This is a genomic window from Bradyrhizobium sp. SZCCHNS2022, from assembly GCF_032377575.1.
GTDB classification, from domain to species: domain Bacteria; phylum Pseudomonadota; class Alphaproteobacteria; order Rhizobiales; family Xanthobacteraceae; genus Bradyrhizobium; species Bradyrhizobium aeschynomenes.
The window spans coordinates 2878054-2896666 of sequence record NZ_JAUHHZ010000001.1 but is presented as its reverse complement, the minus strand read 5'-3'; the positions used below and the strand labels follow the sequence as shown (position 1 = coordinate 2896666).

General features: G+C 65.5%; 14 protein-coding genes and 1 tRNA gene. 7 read left to right on the top strand and 8 right to left on the bottom strand.

The genetic code is table 11. The features are described from left to right. Positions 1-381: 381 nt before the first annotated feature. Positions 382-903 (top strand): Hsp20/alpha crystallin family protein, encoded by a 522-nt coding sequence (locus tag QXZ94_RS12865; RefSeq protein WP_315720718.1) that lies wholly within the window; start codon positions 382-384, stop codon positions 901-903. Between the two features lie 168 nt (positions 904-1071). Then, positions 1072-1989, top strand: coding sequence for a 3,4-dihydroxyphenylacetate 2,3-dioxygenase (hpaD, locus tag QXZ94_RS12860; RefSeq protein ID WP_315720717.1), 918 nt, complete (start codon positions 1072-1074; stop codon positions 1987-1989). Between the two features lie 13 nt (positions 1990-2002). On the opposite strand, the gene QXZ94_RS12855 is transcribed toward hpaD, so the two are convergent. Both QXZ94_RS12855 and QXZ94_RS12850 read right to left on the bottom strand, forming a co-directional pair. Next, positions 2003-2452, bottom strand: a complete 450-nt coding sequence (locus tag QXZ94_RS12855) for an NUDIX hydrolase (protein ID WP_315720716.1) — start codon at positions 2450-2452, stop codon at positions 2003-2005. An 82-nt stretch (positions 2453-2534) separates the two neighbouring features. Beyond that, on the bottom strand, positions 2535-4556 hold the full coding sequence (locus QXZ94_RS12850) for a lipase/acyltransferase domain-containing protein (RefSeq protein ID WP_315720715.1): 2022 nt from the start codon (positions 4554-4556) through the stop codon (positions 2535-2537). Between QXZ94_RS12850 and QXZ94_RS12845 the strand changes: the two genes are divergently transcribed. Both QXZ94_RS12845 and QXZ94_RS12840 read left to right on the top strand, forming a co-directional pair. Then, positions 4525-4806 carry a hypothetical protein gene (locus QXZ94_RS12845; RefSeq protein WP_315720714.1) on the top strand — a complete coding sequence of 94 codons (282 nt, stop codon included), beginning with the start codon at positions 4525-4527 and terminating at the stop codon, positions 4804-4806. The two genes, QXZ94_RS12850 and QXZ94_RS12845, sit on opposite strands and share 32 nt — an antisense overlap. 2 nt (positions 4807-4808) lie before the next feature. Further along, positions 4809-5327: a hypothetical protein gene (locus QXZ94_RS12840; RefSeq protein WP_315720713.1), complete on the top strand. Its 519-nt coding sequence runs from the start codon at positions 4809-4811 to the stop codon at positions 5325-5327. Between the two features lie 60 nt (positions 5328-5387). Here QXZ94_RS12840 and QXZ94_RS12835 read toward each other — a convergent pair whose 3' ends face one another. Then, positions 5388-5543 (bottom strand): hypothetical protein, encoded by a 156-nt coding sequence (locus QXZ94_RS12835; protein ID WP_315720712.1) that lies wholly within the window; start codon positions 5541-5543, stop codon positions 5388-5390. 600 nt (positions 5544-6143) lie between these two features. On the opposite strand from QXZ94_RS12835, the gene QXZ94_RS12830 reads away from it, so the two are divergent. Next, positions 6144-7439 (top strand): sulfotransferase, encoded by a 1296-nt coding sequence (locus QXZ94_RS12830; protein ID WP_315720711.1) that lies wholly within the window; start codon positions 6144-6146, stop codon positions 7437-7439. Between the two features lie 39 nt (positions 7440-7478). Here QXZ94_RS12830 and QXZ94_RS12825 read toward each other — a convergent pair whose 3' ends face one another. From QXZ94_RS12825 to QXZ94_RS12815, 3 genes are all read right to left on the bottom strand, one after another. Beyond that, on the bottom strand, positions 7479-9707 hold the full coding sequence (locus QXZ94_RS12825) for a tetratricopeptide repeat protein (protein ID WP_315720710.1): 2229 nt from the start codon (positions 9705-9707) through the stop codon (positions 7479-7481). 199 nt (positions 9708-9906) lie between these two features. After that, positions 9907-9980, bottom strand: a tRNA-Gln gene (locus QXZ94_RS12820). Positions 9981-10160: 180 nt separating this feature from the next. Further along, positions 10161-10874: a TetR/AcrR family transcriptional regulator gene (locus QXZ94_RS12815; RefSeq protein ID WP_315720709.1), complete on the bottom strand. Its 714-nt coding sequence runs from the start codon at positions 10872-10874 to the stop codon at positions 10161-10163. 167 nt (positions 10875-11041) lie between these two features. Between QXZ94_RS12815 and QXZ94_RS12810 the strand changes: the two genes are divergently transcribed. Beyond that, positions 11042-13318: an arylsulfatase gene (locus QXZ94_RS12810; protein ID WP_315720708.1), complete on the top strand. Its 2277-nt coding sequence runs from the start codon at positions 11042-11044 to the stop codon at positions 13316-13318. 21 nt (positions 13319-13339) lie between these two features. Here the strand turns inward: QXZ94_RS12810 and QXZ94_RS12805 are convergent, their stop codons facing one another. Continuing rightward, positions 13340-16486, bottom strand: coding sequence for a multidrug efflux RND transporter permease subunit (locus QXZ94_RS12805; protein WP_315720707.1), 3147 nt, complete (start codon positions 16484-16486; stop codon positions 13340-13342). Beyond that, on the bottom strand, positions 16483-17652 hold the full coding sequence (locus tag QXZ94_RS12800; protein WP_315720706.1) for an efflux RND transporter periplasmic adaptor subunit: 1170 nt from the start codon (positions 17650-17652) through the stop codon (positions 16483-16485). The genes QXZ94_RS12805 and QXZ94_RS12800 overlap by 4 nt, the downstream gene beginning before the upstream one ends. A 158-nt stretch (positions 17653-17810) precedes the next feature. Here QXZ94_RS12800 and QXZ94_RS12795 point away from each other — a divergent pair, with 158 nt between their 5' ends. Then, entirely contained in the window at positions 17811-18272 is a 462-nt protein-coding gene (locus QXZ94_RS12795) for a MarR family transcriptional regulator (RefSeq protein WP_315720705.1), read from the top strand. The last annotated feature ends 341 nt before the right edge of the window (positions 18273-18613 follow it).

The following is an 18613-nucleotide window of genomic DNA, read 5'->3' as shown; positions in this document are numbered from 1 at the left end:
ACATGCCTCGCGACGTTGGGAGCATGCCTTCTCAAAGTGGCGTAACGCATTGTGGTATAACGCTTTCTGTTGCCTGTGCTAAAGCGTCGCGCAAGCCGCTTCGTTTAACGCCCGATTTACCATTTCAAAGGGCTTCCTCAGCTCTGCGCACGCCTGGATCGAGGGGACGATTGCGGGGCCTGCGGGTCCAACGAAGTGCGGGTGAGGCGGGCTGAGCGGCTGCGCAAGGATTTGATCGCGATCAATCTGGAACCGCGGTGTGCCCGGTATATTCTTCCCGTCAAGCGCGAGGGAGCGGATGCCGGCCGGTCTCGTCGAGCGCACCGGTTGCGCATGTACCGCTGAAGAGCCGATCCTCGCGTGAAGCAGGAGGATGAAGTCATGGCCGAACCCACCAAGCTGCCCGTCAACACCGAGAAAGCAAATGCGCCGTCCTTGCAGGGATGGCGTCCGTTCGAGAACCTGCGCCGCGAGATCGATCGCGTGTTCGAGGACTTCCACGGCGGCGTCTGGCGCACCCCGTCGCTGTTCGATTCCTTGCCGAGCCTGGCGCGGGCACGCTCCTTCGCCGTGGCGCCGGCGGTCGATGTCGCCGAGCACGACAACGCCTACGAGGTCACGGCCGAATTGCCCGGGCTCGACGAGAAGAACGTCGAGGTGAAGGTCGCGAGCGGCGTGCTCTCGATCAAGGGCGAGAAGCAGGAAGACAAGGAAGAGAAGAAGAAGGACTATTACGTCCGCGAGCGCAGCTTCGGCTCGTTCGAACGGTCTTTCCAGATCCCGGATGGCGTCGACACCGACAAGATCGAGGCGGTGTTCAAGCAGGGTGTGCTCAAGGTGACCCTGCCGAAGAAGCCGGAGGTGCAGAAGGCCGCCAAGACCATCGACATCAAGGCGGCATGACGGCATGTCCTGGTTCTGCTGTCCCATGATCATGGGACAGCAGGGGCTAGACGTCGACGAAGGGCCGCGCTCGCGGCCCTTTTGTTTGCGAGGCTGGAAGGCTAATCTGTCCATCAAGCAAGCGGTTCGCGACAGCGGACCGTGAACGATCGGAAGGGAGACGAGACGATGGGCAAGCTCGCACTGGCGGCCAAGATCACGCATGTGCCGTCGATGTATCTCAGCGAGCTCGATGGTCCGGCCAAGGGCAAGCGCCAGTCGGCGATCGACGGTCATCTCGAGATCGGGCGGCGCTGCCGCGAGGCGGGCGTCGACACCATCGTCGTGTTCGATACCCATTGGCTGGTCAATGCCGGCTATCACATCAACTGCGCGCCGCATTTCGAGGGGCTCTATACCTCGAACGAGCTGCCGCACTTCATCGCCAACATGACCTACGAGTACGACGGCAACCCGGAGCTCGGCCATATCCTGGCCAAGGGCGCCAACGCGCATGGCGTGGCGACCATGGCGCATGACGCGACTTCGTTGGCGCTCGAATACGGCACACTCGTTCCGATGCGCTACATGAACCCCGACCGCCACTTCAAGGTGGTGTCGGTGTCGGCTTTGTGCACCTCGCATTATCTTGCCGACAGCGCCAAGCTCGGCTGGGCGTTCCGTCGCGCGGTCGAGGATCACTATGATGGCACGGTGGCGTTCTTCGCCTCGGGCTCGCTGAGCCATCGCTTCGCCCAGAACGGCACGGCCGACGAATATCGCGACAAGATGTTCAGCCCGTTCCTGGAGCGGCTCGATCACGAGGTGATCCAGATGTGGGAGCAGGGCGAATGGCCCGACTTCTGCGACATGCTGCCGGAATACGCCAGCAAGGGCCACGGCGAGGGCTTCATGCACGACACCGCGATGCTGCTCGGCGCCCTCGGCTGGAACCATTACGATCGCGGCGTCGAGGTGGTGACGCCGTTCTTCCCGTCGTCCGGCACCGGGCAGATCAACGCGGTGTTTCCGGTCTCGCCGATGCCCAGCGCGATCGACGATATTGGCCGGCCCCGCGCCGCCGCGCTGACGGGCGGACGGCTCTGACGGGGCGATTGCCTCACCAGACGTCCGCGCGTCTCAGCATGTCAGTGATGTCCTCGGGAAAGACCTGGTCGGACGTCGCTGCGAGTTCCTCCCGCCGCCACCACCGCTGCGCAGTGATGGCTGCGCGCTCCAACTCGGTCCAATGCGTCGACGAAACGCCGTCGTGAGCGACCCTGATGAGGAAGTAGCGTTCGTCCGAGCTGACCTGCTCGCCGTCGACCAAAGTGAAGGTGACGGCTCGCTGCACGATCTGCGGTCCGGGATGATCGATGCGAATGCCCGTCTCCTCGAACATCTCGCGGCAGGCGGCGGCCTCGTAGCTCTCGCCCGGATCGAGCCCGCCGCCAGGCGTGGCCCAGAACTGCTGTCCCGCCAGCGCGCCGGCCAGATGCACGAACTTGAACAACAGCAGCCGATCCTGGGGATCGAGAACGAGCAGGCGGGAGGAGGGACGTGCGCGCATCGGAACGCTTTCTGCCCGACTGGCGAGGGGGGGGGGCTGTTGATGCGGACGTCCTCGCGCGTCTGGCCCTCCGGCTCAACATCTATTGCTGGATTCCGTCCCACTGGAGCCGAAACGCCTTGGAAGGATCATAAGCGACGGAAGCACCTCCGCTCTCCGGATTGTAGACCAGCAGAGGGCTGCCTTCCGGCGACGTCGCGAACTGAACCAGGAAATTCTGCCTCTGCACCGGCTCCTTGAAGTCGTCCTTGGCCATGGCGAACTTCTCCGCATAGGACGAAGCGAGCTTGTTGAATTCGCCGATGTCACCGCTGCGCAGATAAGCCCATCCCTTGATTTCCGCCGCCGATTTCTGCAGCGCGAGCCTGGAGGGGTCGTTTTGCGGGACGGCCGTCTCCACGGCGGCCGCGATGAATGTCGAACTGCGAATCGCGTCCTGGTATTGCCCGGCGGAGTAGGATGAGCCGGCCGCGTCGGCAATCCAGGTCAGCTGTTGCTTGTTGTCGGCCGTCGTGGCGGCGGCAACCGAATAGAGCCGGGCCCTTTCTCCTGCATCCAAGGATGTGCGGGCGAGCGCCGCGATGTCCGATGGCTTTTTGCCCGCGGCAGCGAGAGCCCGCTTGTTGATGTCGATCGCGAGCTTGTCGTCGCTGCCCGACCAGCTCTTGGGATCTGAGGACACCGGAATCCAGGATCGGGTGGCGGCTGTTTCCGCTGCCAGCAACGAGGCATAGGCCGTCTCCGCGCGCGCGGTTTGAAGATCGGCGCGCTTCGCCGCCGAAATATAGAGCTCGTCGATCATGCTGAGCACCGGCTTGCTGCTGATGATCTTGGTATGGTCCTCCTGAACCTCGATGGTCTGGCGCGTGCTGCTGACCAACATGCTCTGCGCGCTGTAGACCGGGACGGTGCCGTCGCCCTGAACGATCTTCGAGTCGTCGATCCGGTCGGTCTTGCCGCTGCGCAGGTGGAACCAGCCGTAGGTGCGATCCGTCTTTTCCCGGCCAAAGAAATAGGACACGTCGGCAATGCTGGACGGGTCGAAGTCGGCGATCTCGCACAGGACTTGCTCGGCTCCCTTCAGCATCGGCGCGAGCTCGTTGTCGTAATAGCTCTTTCGAACCGCGGGCAGGCCGATCCGCTGCAGCAGATCGTATTTGCGCCACGTCTCGACGTCGAACAGGTTGACCGGCTTTTGGTCGTCGCTCTCGACCGGCACCCCCGCCTTGCTCAGTGCCGGCTTTTGCTTCAGGCAGTATTCGCTGCTGCGGATCGGCAGCAGCTCATACAGGCTTGGGAACGAGATGCCTGCTGCATTGATCGAATCGAGCAGATAGTTGCGTTCCCACCAGCCGAGGTAGCGCTTCAGGCCCGTCAGCTCGTCGAACAGGATGTTATAGCCGTCGACGACGGCCTTGATGGCTTTCGGTGATCCGAGATGCGGCGTCGCAACGAACACGATCTGCGATACGTCGGGGAGGCTGCCGTTGTTGCAGGGCTGCTTGCCATAGCGCGCGGCCCAGATCTTGGTCATCAGTCCGCCCATGCTGTGGGCGATGATCACGATCGGCGATTTGGCCGCGCCGGCTCTGAGGTCGCAGATGCGGTCGCGCAGCAGCGTGGCATTGTAGGCGTTGGAGAGCCGCCAGTCATACGAGAACACGCTGACGAGCGGATCGCCCGCGGCGTCGGGGCCGATCGCGCTGGCCTTCAGACGCAGATGGTCGACGATGCCGCCATAGATGTTGCTGAACAGCAGGGTCTCGACCACGTCTGTCCGATAGCGGCGATCCGTCTTCATGCTCAAATCGACATCGCTTCGCGCAATCGCGCCGGTCGTTCCCCAGATGTCCCGGCACTGGGTGCCGTCCACGTGGCATTCGGCGATCTTGGAGCCGAGGATGCCCGGAACGAACAGAACCCGCGGCGCGGTCTGCCGTCTGATGTCGCGGCGCCTAGCATAGAATTCGTCACGCGTCTGTTGCGGGATGTCCTTCACGATCGCGCTTCCCGGAACCTCCGACTCGGCCGCGGCCTGCGCATGGCATGCGGAGACGGCGATGAGCGCGAGAATGGCGGCGACGGCAAACCTGGTCAGCAGCATCGGCGATCTCCATGAGATGGATCGCAACACGCTCGCCTCACGGCGGATGAGATTGGTGGCAATCGGACGTCAGCAACCCATGATAGCAATGAACGGCCGGTCAGTCACGACGGGTTTTCGGCCGGGAGGAGCAAAGGCAGCGGTGACTGCCTTCGTCTCCGCGCTTGCGGCCCGCGTGCAGGCGGCGGCGTTGAACTTCGGCGCGGCGGCAGCGACCAATTCGGATCCTGGTCGGGATTGGATGCTTTGATGATGCGCATGATTGTTTGGCTGCTCGCCGTGCTGCTCGCGGTCCCCGTCGTCGCTTCGGCCCAAGGGCCGGGGCGGGCAGCATGCAACGTCGACGTCGACATCACCGACCGCGATCCGAACGGCGCCAATGTGCGCGCGAGCCCGGGCGGCAGCGTGATCACGGCGCTGAAGAACCCCACCAGCGAGGGCTGGATCGTCGTGCATCTCGTCGCGCAGCATGACGACTGGTTCGAGATCGACCGCGCCGTTCTGATCGATGTCGACCAGGACAAGGAGCGGGTCATTTTCCAGGGCCGCGGCTTCGTGCACCGGAGCGTCGTCGGGGCCAGCGGGCTGCAGAACGGTGCAGTGATCTACCGCGACCATGCCACCGCGAGCGCGACGCTCGACTCGCATGCGAGCGGCGATCAGGCCGTCGAGCTGCTCGGCTGCTTCGGCACGTTCGCCAAGGTCCGCGTCAAGAAGGGGATCGGCTGGACCCGGCAGCTCTGCACCAACATGGTCACGACCTGCTCCTGAGGGCACAGGTCGATCGGCGCCGCTTCGGAAAACACGCCTGCAGCAGCGGGCGGCGGCTCGTCACGCCGCGCAGCGCTGCCGCGACAGCCGCTCGCGCTCGCGGCGGCACTCTGCCGCAAATTGGCGCAGCCGTTCGATCGTCAGCATATCGGTGATGCTGCGCTCGAGCCGCTCGGCCCGCGCGATCTGGTCTTCGAGATTCTGCATCCTGGTCATGTCCCGTCTCCCTGACCAGACAATTTGATGCAAATTGCATCGTTCCGGCCGGGCCGGGATCGTGGTGAACAGCGGGTTAATCCGGCGGGTGCGGCGCTCCGCCTGCCGGTTTGCCCGGGACCGAGCCCTCGTCGGACCGCGCCGGTGTCCAGCCCGGCCGCTGAAACGTCATGACCTCCTCGAACCACAACGAGCGCTGGCCCGGTGCGCAGCCGGTCATGATCGCATCGGCGGAGCCCCGGCTGCATGATGGCGGCAGATCCGCATCCCTGTCCGTCGCCAACATGACGAGGCCGACGACGGCGAGAACGAGCAGGCCAGAGACACCGATGACAGCCAACCGACGCAGAACCAGCACCCTTCGCTCCTTTCGAAGTTGATCTGCGTGGCATGGTCGGCGGATCCTCGCCAGCAACCGCTGATAGTTCCGCCGATTAAGTTGAACGCTGTGGCGCCCTTGTCTTGTTTCTACAAGTTTCCGTTGTGACCACGCGCGGTAGCCGTTGGGCCGGTTGCAGGCGCCTTGCGTTCGGGCCTTGTTGTGATCGGACACCCCGTTCGCTAGCATGAACGCCTTGGCCACAAACGAGGAAGCATGCCATGCGTCGCGGGACGGGCGAGCCCGACGAAGCCATCGTCGTCGCTCCCAGGCTGCGCTCGCCGACGGCGGTACAGCTCCTCACCCGGATGCTCTCGCTGGATCGCGAGCTCGGCACCAGGAAACTGCTGGACGTCGATCAGTTGCTCGACCTCGCGCAAGGTCGCGTCGGTCCGGTGCCGCTCGGCGCGGGCAGCGAACTTCATCTCGAAGGGATCAGGCGCCTCGCGGACGCCGTCGGCCGTGACCCGCATTATGACGACCTCGGCCGCTACATGGCCAGCCACTACATCTATGGCTGGATCGAACGATACGTCCAGTTCGCGCGGGACCTGACCGATTTCCCCGAGATCGCCGACGTGCCCGTCGCAAGACCGCTGTTTCTCGTCGGCTTCGGCCGCACCGGAAGCACGTTCCTGCATCACCTGCTGGCGCTCGATCCGCAGGCGCGGGCGCCGCTTCTGTGGGAGCTGCAGGAGCCGTCTCCGCCACCGCGGCCCGAGACCTACGCGAGCGATCCGCGGATCGGCCGGCTGCGCGCGCAATCCGAGTTCCGGGCCGCCGTGATGCCGGATCTGCACAAGATCCATGAGCTCGCTCTGGACGCCCCCGAGGAGTGCCAGCTCATGATGTGGCATGGCCCGCAGCACATGATCCTCGGACTCCGGTCGCCGGACTATTGGCAATGGTTTCGAGACCTGAGCCGGTCGGACCTTGGTGTGCTCTGTGCCGGCTACAAACGGCAGGTTCAGCACTTGCAGTTGTTTCATCGCGGCGGGCACTGGCTCAGCAAATCGCTGGCCCATGCCCACTTTCTCCCGGTGCTGTTCGAGAGCTTTCCCGACGCGCGGATCGTGCGGCTGCACCGCGATCCCTGCCAGATCATTCCGGCCCTCGCCAGCCTGATCGCGCAGCTGCAGATCGCCTATACGCCGCGCGTCGATTTTGCCGACCTCGGCCAGCGGATGCTGGAGCTGTTCGAACAGTCGATGGCCGGGATGATGCGGGCCGACGAGGCGGCGAGTTCCGAGCGCCATGTCGATATTCTGTTCGACGATCTGACCAATGACCCGATCTCGACCGTCCGCGCGATCTACGCGAGGTTCGGCTACGACTTTACGGCGGCGTTCGAGAGCCGCATGCGGCGGCACCTGCAGGCGGGATCGATCAGCCGCCGCTTCAGGCATGTCTATACGCTCGAGCAGTTCGGATTGTCGCGGCCGCAGGTGTTGGCGCGGTCGGAAGACTACCTCGCATGGGTGGAACGGCGCACCGGCGCACGGCTGTGCCGGGCCTGATCCGCTCCCCGTCGCCCGGCGCTCGCGGTCCGCACGGCGCTAGCGGATCAGCGCCTGCCGGCTGTAATCGCGCCAGAACTTGCGGTAGCCGGATTCCACATGCCGCGTGTACACCGCGCCGTTCCCGGCGGCTGAATTCAACACCATGGCCGGCAGCTTGGCGCGAAGCGCGGCAAGCTCGGCAGGCCGGCCGCTGAATTTCAGCGCGATCGCGAGATAGCCCTCGTCGTCCTCGGCGACCCACTCGTCGAGACCGATCGCCTTGACGATCGCACCGCCGGCGCGGGCGGCCGGGCCGCTGCCGAGCTTGGTGACCACGGGCACCCCCATCTGCAGCGACTCCCAGGTCGAGATGCCGCCATTTTGCGGGAACGGATCGAGCGAGATGTCGATCTCGGCGAACATCGCAAGATGCTCCTGGCGCGTCGTCTTTCCTGCACAGATCACGCGGTCAGCGGCAATGCCGTGAGCGACGAAGCGGGCAATCAACCGGTCGCGGAGCAGGGCATCGCCCATCGAGTGGTTCTTGACGACGATGATCGAGCCGGGCGTTGCTGCCATCAGTTGCGACCAGAGCACAAGGCAAGGCTCGGACAGCTTGTCGATGCGGTTGAATGCGCCGAAGGTGACGTGGCCGTTGCGAAGCATCGGCAGCGGCGATGGCGGAATCGGGGGCGGGGGCTCGATCGTGATGAGCGACGGCAGGTCGTAGATCTTTTCGGCAAACAGATGCCGGACCGCGGGTGGGATCGTCACCGGATCGGCCAGCAGATAATCCATGACGGGCAGGCCCGTCCCGGTGACGCTGCCGACGGCCGAGACCTGGATCGGCGCAGGCTTGCGCGCGAACATCGTGAGCCGGTGGCCGGCGGAATGCCCGGCGAGGTCGACGAGGATGTCGACCTTGTCGGCCTGAATCTGATCGGCGAGCTTGTCATCGCTCCACAGCGAGGCGTCGACAAAGCGATCGACCAGCGAGCGGCACAGCTCGGTCTTGGCGTCCTTCATCGGCGAGCAGGAATAGGCGAGGACTTCAAACTTCTCGCGGTCGTGGTGGCGCAAGATCGGAAGGAAGGCGAAGGCCGCCGAATGGTCGCGGAAATCGGACGAGACGTAGCCCACGACGAGCCGCCGATCGGGATCGATGTTGCGCACGCCGAGCGCTCGGCGTTCCAATCGCGAGCCGATCGCCGCCCACCAGTCTCTCCGCGCGGCCTGGAGACGTTCCAACCCGGTGTCGGGGAGGAAATCCAGCGCGAAGATCTTCTTGGTGATCGCGTCCTCATGATTCGGTCGGATCGCGAGCGCGCGGTCGTAATGCTCGATGGCCGCAGCGGTGTCGCCCTGCGCGGCGGCGCAGACGCCGAGCAGGGTCCAGGCGATCTCCGAGTTCGGGTTCTGGGCCAGCACCTTGTTGCTGACCGAGATCGCCAGCGCGATATTGCCGTTGACCAGAAGCATCTCGGCCTTGCCGCAAAGTGCGGCTTCCAGCAGCGGTTCGAGGGCGAGCGCGGCGTCGAAATCGGCTTCCGCCTCGGCGAATTTACCCAGCTCCTGATACGCCCGCCCGCGCTGGGCGAGCACGGCGGCCGCCTTCGGATTGATCGCAAGCGCCGCATTCAGCGCGGTCAGTGCCGCATCGAACTCGCGCAGGTTCATGCTGGCCACGCCCTTGCCGAACAGGGCCGTCAGCAAGCGCGGCTGCAGCGAGAGCGCGCGATCGAAGTTCTCGCTGGCCTCGGCGTGGCGGCTCGTGAACATCAGCGCCATGCCGCGATTGGCGTAGGCTTCGGCATGGTCGGGCTTCAGCGCAATGGCGCGGTCATGCGCCGCGATCGCCTCCTCGAAACGGAAGAGGCTCATCAGCGCATTGCCGAGATGCGTCAGCGCGGTCGGAAAGTTCGGCTTGAGCGCGATGGCGCGCTCCAAGCGGGCGCGAGCGTCCTCGTGACGACCGAGCCGGGACAGCGTCACGCCGAGGTCCGACTGGGCGTCGGCCGAGCGCGGGTCGAGCTCGACCGCACGGGTGAGGGCGAGCACGGCCTCGTGGGAGCGGCCGCAATCCCGTTCGGACACGCCGAGCAGATGCAGGGCGCCGAAATGCTGCGGCAGGTCCTGCAGGATCTGCTGGCACAACGCCTGCGCCTCGTGATGCCGGCCCTCGCGATAGGCCTTGACCGCGGCCGGCAGCAGCGCGTCGGCCTGCTTCCTGGCTCGCTTCTGCAGCCGAGCATTTTGAAAGGCGCGCGCGCCGACGCTGCTTTGCAAGTGCCTGCCCTCCACGAAAACGGTCCATTGCTCGCAATGGTTGTTCCGTTCTCGCCGATTCGCAATGAGCAGACGTTAACGCGCGGTCACGCGCGCCAAAGCAGGCCGAAGCTGCAGCGATTCAGGGCACGCCGATGCGTTCGCGGCGGACCGATCCAGATCGTTTCAGGTCGCAGGGACGTCGCGGCAGAGATGAAGCTGGCTGGGGAACCTGGATTCGAACCAAGACAAACAGAGTCAGAGTCTGTTGTGCTACCGTTACACCATTCCCCAACGGAATGCCGAGCAGTTTCAACCAATTGGCGGACTGTCTGGCACCGTTTTGCGAGCCGGCCCGCGAATACGGCCGGCGGCGGCGACGCGTCCTTCTACCCGCATGTCCGAGGCTTTGGCAAGCCGCTGGATGACGGATTTCCAACGTGTTTGGCCGGGGGGAGCCGGCGGCCGGAGCCGCTAGCGCTTGCTGGGGCGGCCACGCGGCTTTGGCGCAGGGCCGTCCGGCCCGGCGCGCAGCAGCAGGACGAGGCATGCGCCCAGCCGTTCGGCGATCTCGTCGTCGTCGATCGAGAGCGGGCCGGGATCGTTGAGGATGGCATTCACCAGGGTGCCGAGCACGACCTGGACGCCGAACGCGACCGTCTTCAGCTCCGCCGCCGTCGCGGCCGGCTTGCGTCGGACCGCGCTGCTGTCGTGAGGTGCCGGCCGCAGCAGCAGCGCCGCGCGCTGTGAGAGTGCCTGGGCCAGATCCTTGAAACCGGTCCAGTTGTTGGCTCCCTGCTCCCCACGGACGAGGGCTGCGCGCAGCACCCCCTTGTGACGGCGCATCCAGAGAACGATCCCGCGGACCAGGTGATGGCATTGCGCGTCGAGGTCCCCGGGATGGACCGAACCGGCAGGCGACAGCTTCAGGAGCTCCTGCCGGCCGCCCTCCAGGGTGAGCGCGAGCAGGGCGTTGAAATAGGCCTCCTTGCTGTCGAACCGGCTGTAGAAGGCGCCCACCGTGGCGCCGATCTGCGCGCAGAGGTCGCTGATCGACAGCTCCGCGAGGTTGCGCGTGCAGAGCAGCTCCGCGCCGGCCGTCAGCAACGCAAGCGTCGTCTCGCGGCTGCGCTGCTGCCGCGACGGCGTGACGCCGGGCAGGTCGACCTGCGCAATTGGTCCAGCCATGCCGCTTTCTCCATCTAGAACCATAACCATAATTATGATTATGATCTGGGGCAAGCGCGGCCGTGCCGCCTCCGGACGGGGGGTGTGGATCGGATGCAATGAGAAACAAGAACGAGCTCGGCCGGCCGGCCAGCGGCCGGGGCGCGAGCGACAGGGGAGGACCAGTCATGAGCGAGCCCGCATTCGGCGGCACGATCGGCAGGACCATCGCCGGCTCCACACCGTGGTGGCCCGCGCCTCGGCAGCCACCAAAGGGCGCGCCGAACATCCTGGTGGTGCTGTTCGACGACGTCGGCTTCTCCGATTTCGGCTGCTACGGTTCGCCGATCCGCACCCCCGCGATCGACGCGCTGGCGGCGGAGGGGCTGCGCTATTCCGGCTTCCACACCACGGCGATGTGCTCGACCACGCGGGCGGCGCTGCTCACCGGCCGCAACCACCATTCGGTCGGCGTCGGCTGCCTCGCCAATTTCGACTCGGGCTATCCAGGTTATCGCGGCAAGATTGCGCGCGAGGCGGGGACGCTCGCCGAGATGCTGCGGGCCCATGCCTATCGCAACTACATGGTCGGCAAGTGGCATGTCACGCCGCTGACCGAGAGCGGCGCGACCGGGCCGTTCGACGGCTGGCCGCTCGGCCGCGGCTTCGACCGATTCTACGGCTTCCTCGACGCCGAGACCGACCAATATGCGCCGGAGCTCGTGCTCGACAACACGCCCATCAGTCCGCCCGGCAGCTTCGCCGACGGCTATCATCTGACTGCCGATCTGGTCGATCAGGCCATCCGCTTCATCGCCGATCACACTGCCGACCGGCCCGAGTTGCCGTGGCTGACCTGGCTCGCGCTTGGCGCCTGCCACGCCCCGCATCAGGCGCCGCGCGACGTCATCGAGAGCTATGACGCGGTGTTCGCTCATGGCTGGGACGTCGAGCGCGCGCAGCGTCTTTCGCGACAGAAGGCGATGGGGCTGGTACCGGAGAATACGGATCTGCCGCCGCGCAATGACGGCGTGAAGGCGTGGGAGACGCATTCGGACGACGAGCGGCGCGTCTTCACCCGGCTGCAATCGGCCTTTGCCGGCATGCTCGACCATGCCGACCAGCATCTGGCGCGGCTGCTCGCTTTCCTCGACAAGACCGGCCAGCGCGACGACACGCTGATCATCGTGATGTCCGACAATGGCGCCAGCCAGGAGGGCGGTCCGCTCGGCTTCGTCAACGCGATGGGTCCGTTCAACTTCAAGCCGGAGCCGATCGCCGAGAAGCTCGCGCGCATCGACGACATCGGCGGGCCCGACACGCACTCGAACTTCCCGCATGGCTGGGCGATGACGTCGAACACGCCGCTCCGGCGCTACAAGCAGAACACCCATGGCGGCGGCATCCGCGATCCGTTCATCCTGTCATGGCCGAAGCGGATTGCGGCGCGCGGCGAGCTGCGGCATCAGTTCGTCCATGCCTGCGATCTCGTGCCGACGTTGCTCGAGCTGATCGGCATCGAGGCGCCGGCGACGATCGCCGGCGTGCCGCAGATGCCGCTGGAGGGCGTCAGCTTCGCCGCGTCGATCACGAACGCAACCGCACCGTCGAAGCCTGTGCCGCAATATTTCGAGATGTTCGGCCATCGCGGTCTCTGGCACGACGGCTGGAAGGCGGTGGCGTTTCATCCCACCGGCACCCCGTTCGAGAACGACAAATGGGAGCTGTTCCACCTCGCGCAGGATTTCTCCGAGACGCACGATCTCGCGGCCGAGCAGCCGGAGCGGCTCGCAGCGCTGGTCAAGCTGTGGTGGGAGCAGGCGGAAGCGCATCAGGTGCTGCCGCTCGACGACCGCTTCGGTCCGCGCTTTGCCGAGAACGCCGCGCGCTTCCATGGCGCGCGGACGCGTTTCACCTTCCACGCCGGCATGGGCCATGTGCCCACCGACGTCGCGCCCGACGTGCGCAGCCGCGACTATCTGATCGAGGCCCATGTCGAGATCGATGACGGCGCGTGCGGCGTGCTGATCGCCCATGGCGATGCCACCTCGGGCTACAGCCTCTACATCAAGGACGGCCATCTCGTGCACGATCTCAACATCGGCGGCCGCCACGAGGTGGTCAGGTCGAGCCGTCCGGTGCCGGCCGGCGGGCATCGGCTCGGTCTTCGCGTCGAGCGCCTCAGGCGGCAGAGCGAGCCCGCCAAGGGCGCGCGCACCGGCATGAGCCGGTACACGCTGCTGATCGACGGCGAGGAGGCCGGCGCGCTGACGACGCAGCTCGCCTTTCACACGCTGATCTCCTGGTCGGGGCTCGACATCGGCCATGACCGCGGCAGCCCGGTGTCGGACTACGCCGCGCCGTTCGCGTTCACCGGACGGCTGTCGCACGTGACGGTGACGATGCAGGACGAGCAGAGCCTGGACGGCGAGGGCGTTGGCAACGCCGAGATGGCGCGGCAATAGATCGCGACGAACGGCGGCCGACTACTCCGCCGCTTCCTTGACCGGGCCTGCCGCGGCGGTCTCCGTCTCGTGGTCGATATGGGTGCGACCCCAGCGCGCGAAGGCGTTGTTGACCCTGTCGAGATAGAGATAGATCACCGGCGTGGTGAACAGCGTCAGCATCTGGCTGACGATCAGGCCGCCGACCATGGCGTAGCCGAGCGGCTGGCGGATCTCCGAGCCGGTGCCGTTGCCGAGCATCAGGGGCACGCCGCCGAGCAGCGCGGCCATCGTCGTCATCATGATCGGACGGAAGCGGAGCAGGGCGGCCTGACGGATCGACTGCTCGGGCGGCAGGTGCTGGTCGCGCTCGGCGGCAATGGCGAAGTCCACCATCATGATGCCGTTCTTCTTCACGATGCCGATCAGCAGAATGACACCGATGAGAGCAATCAGGCTGAAATCGTAGCCGAACGCCATCAGGATCGCGAGCGCGCCGACGCCGGCCGAGGGCAGCGTCGAGAGAATCGTGATCGGATGGATGTAGCTCTCGTAGAGAATGCCGAGGATCAGATAAACCACGACGAGGGCCGCGAGGATCAGCAGCGGCACGGTCGACAGCGATTGCTGGAATGCCTGCGCCGTACCCTGGAAGCTCGAGTTCAGGGTCGCGGGCGCGCCGAGCTCGACCATGGCGCGCTGGACCGCGTCGGTGGCCTGGCCGAGCGCCACGCCCTGGGCGAGGTTGAAGCTGATCGTGATCGACGGGAACTGACCCTGGTGGCTGATCGACAGCGGCTTGACGGGAACGGTGGTCCAGCTGGCGAAGGTCGACAGCGGCACCTGGTCGCCGGTCGTCGGCGACTTCACGTAGAGCTTGTTGAGCGTGTCGAGATTGCCCTGCAACTCCGGCAGGATCTCCAGGATGACGCGGTAGGAGTTGAGCTGGGTGAAATACTGCGCAACCTGGCGCTGGCCGAACGCATCGTACAGCGTATCGTCGATCAGCTGCGGCGAGATGCCGTAGCGCGAGGCGGTGTCGCGGTTGATCGTCAGCTGAACGGTGGTGCCGTCGGCCTGCTGGTCGGTGGCGACGTCGCGCAGCTGCGGCAGCGAGCGCATCTTCTCCAGGATCTTCGGCGCCCAGTCGTTCAGCTCGGTGAGGTTCGGATCCTGCAGCGTGAACTCGAACTGAGTGCGCGAGGGACGGCCACCCAAACGAATGTCCTGCGCCGCCTGCATGTAGAGGCGGGCGCCCTCGACCTTCTCGAGTTGCGGCCGCAGGCGGCCGATGATCTGCTGCGCCGTCGCACTGCGCTCCTCGCGCGGCTTCAGGGTGATGAACATGTTGCCGTTGTTGCCGGCACGGCCGGAGCCGCCGATCGCCATCGCCACGCTGGCGACGTCATGATCGTCCATCACGATCTTGGCGAGCGCCTCCTGGCGCGACTGCATCGCCTTGAACGAGATGTCCTGCGAGGCTTCCGAGGTCGCGGTGATCAGGCCGACGTCCTGCTGCGGGAAGAAGCCCTTGGGGATCAGGATGAACAGGTAGACCGACAGGCCCAGCGTGGCGAAGAACACCATCAGGGTGACGAAGCGCCAGCGCAGCGCAAGGTCCAGGCCCTTCTCGTAGGCGCGCAGCATCGCGTCGAATGCCGCCTCGCTCCACTGGTAGAACTTGCCGTGCTGGGCGGCGTGCTCGTTGCGCAGGAAGCGCGAGGCCATCATCGGCGTCAGCGTCAGCGAAACGAACATCGAGACGAAGATGGTCATCGCCAGCACCACCGCGAACTCGCGGAACAGCCGGCCGATGATGCCGCCCATCAGCAGCAGCGGGATCAGCACGGCGACCAGCGAGATCGAGATCGAGACGATGGTGAAGCCGATTTCCTTGGCGCCCTTGTAGGCGGCGGCCATCGGCGATTCGCCTTCCTCGACATAGCGCGAGATGTTCTCGAGCATGACGATGGCATCGTCGACCACGAAGCCGACCGCGATCGTCAGCGCCATCAGCGACAGATTGTCGAGCGTGTAGCCGACGCCCCACATCATGGCGCAGGCCCCCAGCAGCGCCAGCGGCACCGTGATGGTCGGGATCACCGTGGCCCAGAAGCTGCGCAGGAAGATGAAGATCACCATGACGACCAGGAAGATCGTCAGGATCAGCGTAAACTGGACGTCCTCGACGGCGGCGCGGATGGTGGTGGTGCGGTCAGAAATGACGTCGATCTTGATCGCCGGCGGGATCGCCGCGACCAGCCGCGGCAACAGCCCCTTGATGCGGTCGACGGTCTCGATGACGTTGGCGCCCGGCTGCTTGAAGATCACCAGGAACACACCGCGCTTGCCGTTGGCCCAGGCCGCCTGCTTGGCGTCCTCGGCCGCGGTGACCGCCTTGCCGATGTCGCGGATGCGTAAGGGGCCACCATTGCGGTAGGCGATGATGACGTCGTTCCAGTCCTTCGAGTCGGTCAGCTGGTCGTTGGCGTAGATCGTGTAGGCGCGGCGCTCGCCGTCGATGTTGCCCTTGGGCGCATCGACGGTGGTGATGGCAATCTGGCTGCGGACGTCCTCCATCGACAGACCCTTGGCCACGAGCTTGGCCGGGTCGATCTGGATGCGGATCGACGGCTTCTGCTGACCGCCGATGATCACCTGGGCAACGCCGGAGATCTGGCTGATCTGCTGGGCGAGACCGGCGTCGACGGCATCGCTGACGGTGGTCAGCGGCAGCGTCTCGGAGGTGGCCGACAGCAGCAGGATCGGGGAGTCGGCCGGATTGACCTTGCGGTAGGTCGGCGGCGACGGCAGGCTCTTCGGCAGCTGGCCCGAGGCCGCGTTGATCGCGCCCTGGACGTCGTTGGCCGCGCCGTCGATGCTGCGGTTGAGATCGAACTGGATCGTGACCGATGCGGTGCCCAGATAGCTGGTCGAGGTCATCTGGGCGATGCCGGGGATCTGGGCGAACTGCCGCTCCAGCGGCTGGGCGACCGAGGTCGCCATGGTCTCGGGGCTGGCGCCCGGCAGATTGGCGGTGACCTGGATGGTCGGGAAGTCGACCTGCGGCAGCGGCGCGACCGGCAGCAAGGGATAGGCAACGAGACCGATGAACAGGATGCCCGCCATCAGCAGCGAGGTGCCGATGGGGTATTTGATGAAGGGTGCCGAGATGCCGCCGCCGTTCATTCCTGCCGGACCTTCGCTGGCGCCTGATCCGAGCTGGCCACCGCAGTGGTCACGATCGAGCCGGGCTGCACTTTGAACTGGCCGCCGGTGATCACCTGCTGGCCGGGGGTGAGACCCTCCTCGATCACGGTCCGGCCGTCGATCGAGGCGCCCACTTTCACCTTGCGCAACTCGGCCTTGTTCTCCGGGCTCACCGTGTAGGAATACAGCCCGCTGGTCGAATGCTGGACCGCGTCATCCGGAACCACGGTGGCATCCTTCAGCGTCCGCACCAGCAGGCGGGTCGACACCGACTGGCCCGGCCACAGCACGTGGTCCTTGTTGTCGAACACGGCCTTCAGCCGGATCGTTCCACTCGACGTGTCGACCTGGTTGTTCACGACCATCAGCTTGCCCTCGGCGAGCTGCTTCTTGCCGTCGGTGGTGAAGGCGATCACCTTCAGGGCTGCGGCCTTCTGCGCCTCGTTGATGTAGGGCAATTGCTCCTCGGGCGCGGTGAAGATCACCGCGATCGGCTCGATCTGCGCGATCGACACGATGCCGGTCTGGGTCGAGGCATTGACGATGTTGCCGACGTCGACCTGGCGCAGGCCGGCGACGCCCGAGATCGGCGCCTTGATCTGGGTGTAGCTGAGCTGGGTCTGGGCATTGGCGATCGCGGCGTCGTCGGCGGCGATCTGTGCCGTCAGCTGTGCGACCGTGGCGCGCTGGGTGTCCTGCTGCTGCCGCGTCGCGAATTCACCGAGCTTGGTGGTGCGCTGCAGGTCGAGATTGGCATTGTTGAGATTGGCCTCGTCCTGCGCCCGCTTGGCCTTGGCCTGGTCGAGCGCTGCCTGGAACGGCCGCGGATCGATCTCGACCAGCAGGTCGCCCTGGTTGACGAGCTGCCCCTCGGTAAACGCGATCTTGTCGATCTGGCCGTCGACGCGGGTGCGAACCTGGACGGTATTGAAGCCTTGGACGGTGCCGAGGCCGGTGAGGAAGACCGGGAAGTCCGCCTTCTCGACCGGGACGGTCGAGACCCGAACCGCTTGCGGCCGGGCCGATTTTTGTGCGGCGGTCTTCTTCGCTGCCTCAGCGTCCTGATAACGCTGCCAGCCGTAATAACCGGCGCCGCCGAGAGCCGCGACCAGCAGGATCCATGCAATGGTTCGTGATGTCTTCATGCTGGCCCGTATGCTGAGACGAACAGGATAACCGGTCTTTAAAACCAATCCCAGCAGCCCAGATATAGTACGCACGCAATTAATGTGTAAACACACGAGGGCGTGGACAAACCTAAACAATTCGCAAGCTTTCGAGGGACCCCGAGGACCGCACGGCCATGTCGCTGGACGCAAGACGGCAGCTCGTTACGCAGCTTGTCGAAAGCTCGCGCATTCTGCGCAACTATATTGATCATCGTGCCAAGCAGCGCGGCACGACACGCGCGCAATGGGTGGTGCTGTTTCGGCTGCGCGCGCAGGAAGGGTTGTCCCAGGTCGATCTCGCCGAAGTGCTGGAATTGCAGCCGATCTCGCTGGTTCGACTGCTGGACCGGCTGGTGGAGCAGGGTCTGCTGGAGCGCCGTCATGATCCCAGGGATCGACGGGCGAACCGAGTCTACCTCACGGCCGCCGGTCGGCAGCTGGTGGACGAACTGGACGAGCTGCGCGACGCCATCGCTGCCGATGTGCTGCACGACATCCCGGACGACGCGGTGGCCGCCAGCCTCGCCACGCTCCGGGGGCTGAAGGAGCGGATCAAGACACTGTCCGAAACCAAGTCGGGCGTTGCGGTCAAATAACCGACACCGCGCCTCGAGGTGCCTCGATCCGATCTTGAGTTGTGATGCTTCACAAGAGCACCCTGAGTGCGAAAATGCGCAGAGGGTGGCTTCTGTCGTCACTGCTCGCGCAGATCGACCATGTCTGGACGGCGCGCGAGGCGAATGGCGTGGCCGCGGCGGCGCGGCCTCCGCCCGCCCTCGCTGTGCCGGACACGCCGCGGCCGGTCGCGCAAAAGTCGTCCTCCGACCTATTGTCGCCGTCTTGTCGCGCCCGATGAGAGCTGATTAGAAGCGGATGACTTCGGCGGTGGCCGCGGTGCCCCGGACATTCGGCAAGTTTTCAACCTGAGCGGGGCTAC

Bases quoted from the DNA above. Each gene is read 5' to 3' on its own strand.
- QXZ94_RS12865 (WP_315720718.1), top strand. From the start codon at position 382: ATGGCCGAACCCACCAAGCTGCCCGTCAACACCGAGAAAGCAAATGCG.
- hpaD (WP_315720717.1), top strand. From the start codon at position 1,072: ATGGGCAAGCTCGCACTGGCGGCCAAGATCACGCATGTGCCGTCGATG.
- QXZ94_RS12855 (WP_315720716.1), bottom strand. From the start codon at position 2,452: ATGCGCGCACGTCCCTCCTCCCGCCTGCTCGTTCTCGATCCCCAGGAT.
- QXZ94_RS12845 (WP_315720714.1), top strand. From the start codon at position 4,525: ATGGCGGCGACGGCAAACCTGGTCAGCAGCATCGGCGATCTCCATGAG.
- QXZ94_RS12850 (WP_315720715.1), bottom strand. From the start codon at position 4,556: ATGCTGCTGACCAGGTTTGCCGTCGCCGCCATTCTCGCGCTCATCGCC.
- QXZ94_RS12840 (WP_315720713.1), top strand. From the start codon at position 4,809: ATGCGCATGATTGTTTGGCTGCTCGCCGTGCTGCTCGCGGTCCCCGTC.
- QXZ94_RS12835 (WP_315720712.1), bottom strand. From the start codon at position 5,543: ATGACCAGGATGCAGAATCTCGAAGACCAGATCGCGCGGGCCGAGCGG.
- QXZ94_RS12830 (WP_315720711.1), top strand. From the start codon at position 6,144: ATGCGTCGCGGGACGGGCGAGCCCGACGAAGCCATCGTCGTCGCTCCC.
- QXZ94_RS12815 (WP_315720709.1), bottom strand. From the start codon at position 10,874: ATGGCTGGACCAATTGCGCAGGTCGACCTGCCCGGCGTCACGCCGTCG.
- QXZ94_RS12810 (WP_315720708.1), top strand. From the start codon at position 11,042: ATGAGCGAGCCCGCATTCGGCGGCACGATCGGCAGGACCATCGCCGGC.
- QXZ94_RS12805 (WP_315720707.1), bottom strand. From the start codon at position 16,486: ATGAACGGCGGCGGCATCTCGGCACCCTTCATCAAATACCCCATCGGC.
- QXZ94_RS12800 (WP_315720706.1), bottom strand. From the start codon at position 17,652: ATGAAGACATCACGAACCATTGCATGGATCCTGCTGGTCGCGGCTCTC.
- QXZ94_RS12795 (WP_315720705.1), top strand. From the start codon at position 17,811: ATGTCGCTGGACGCAAGACGGCAGCTCGTTACGCAGCTTGTCGAAAGC.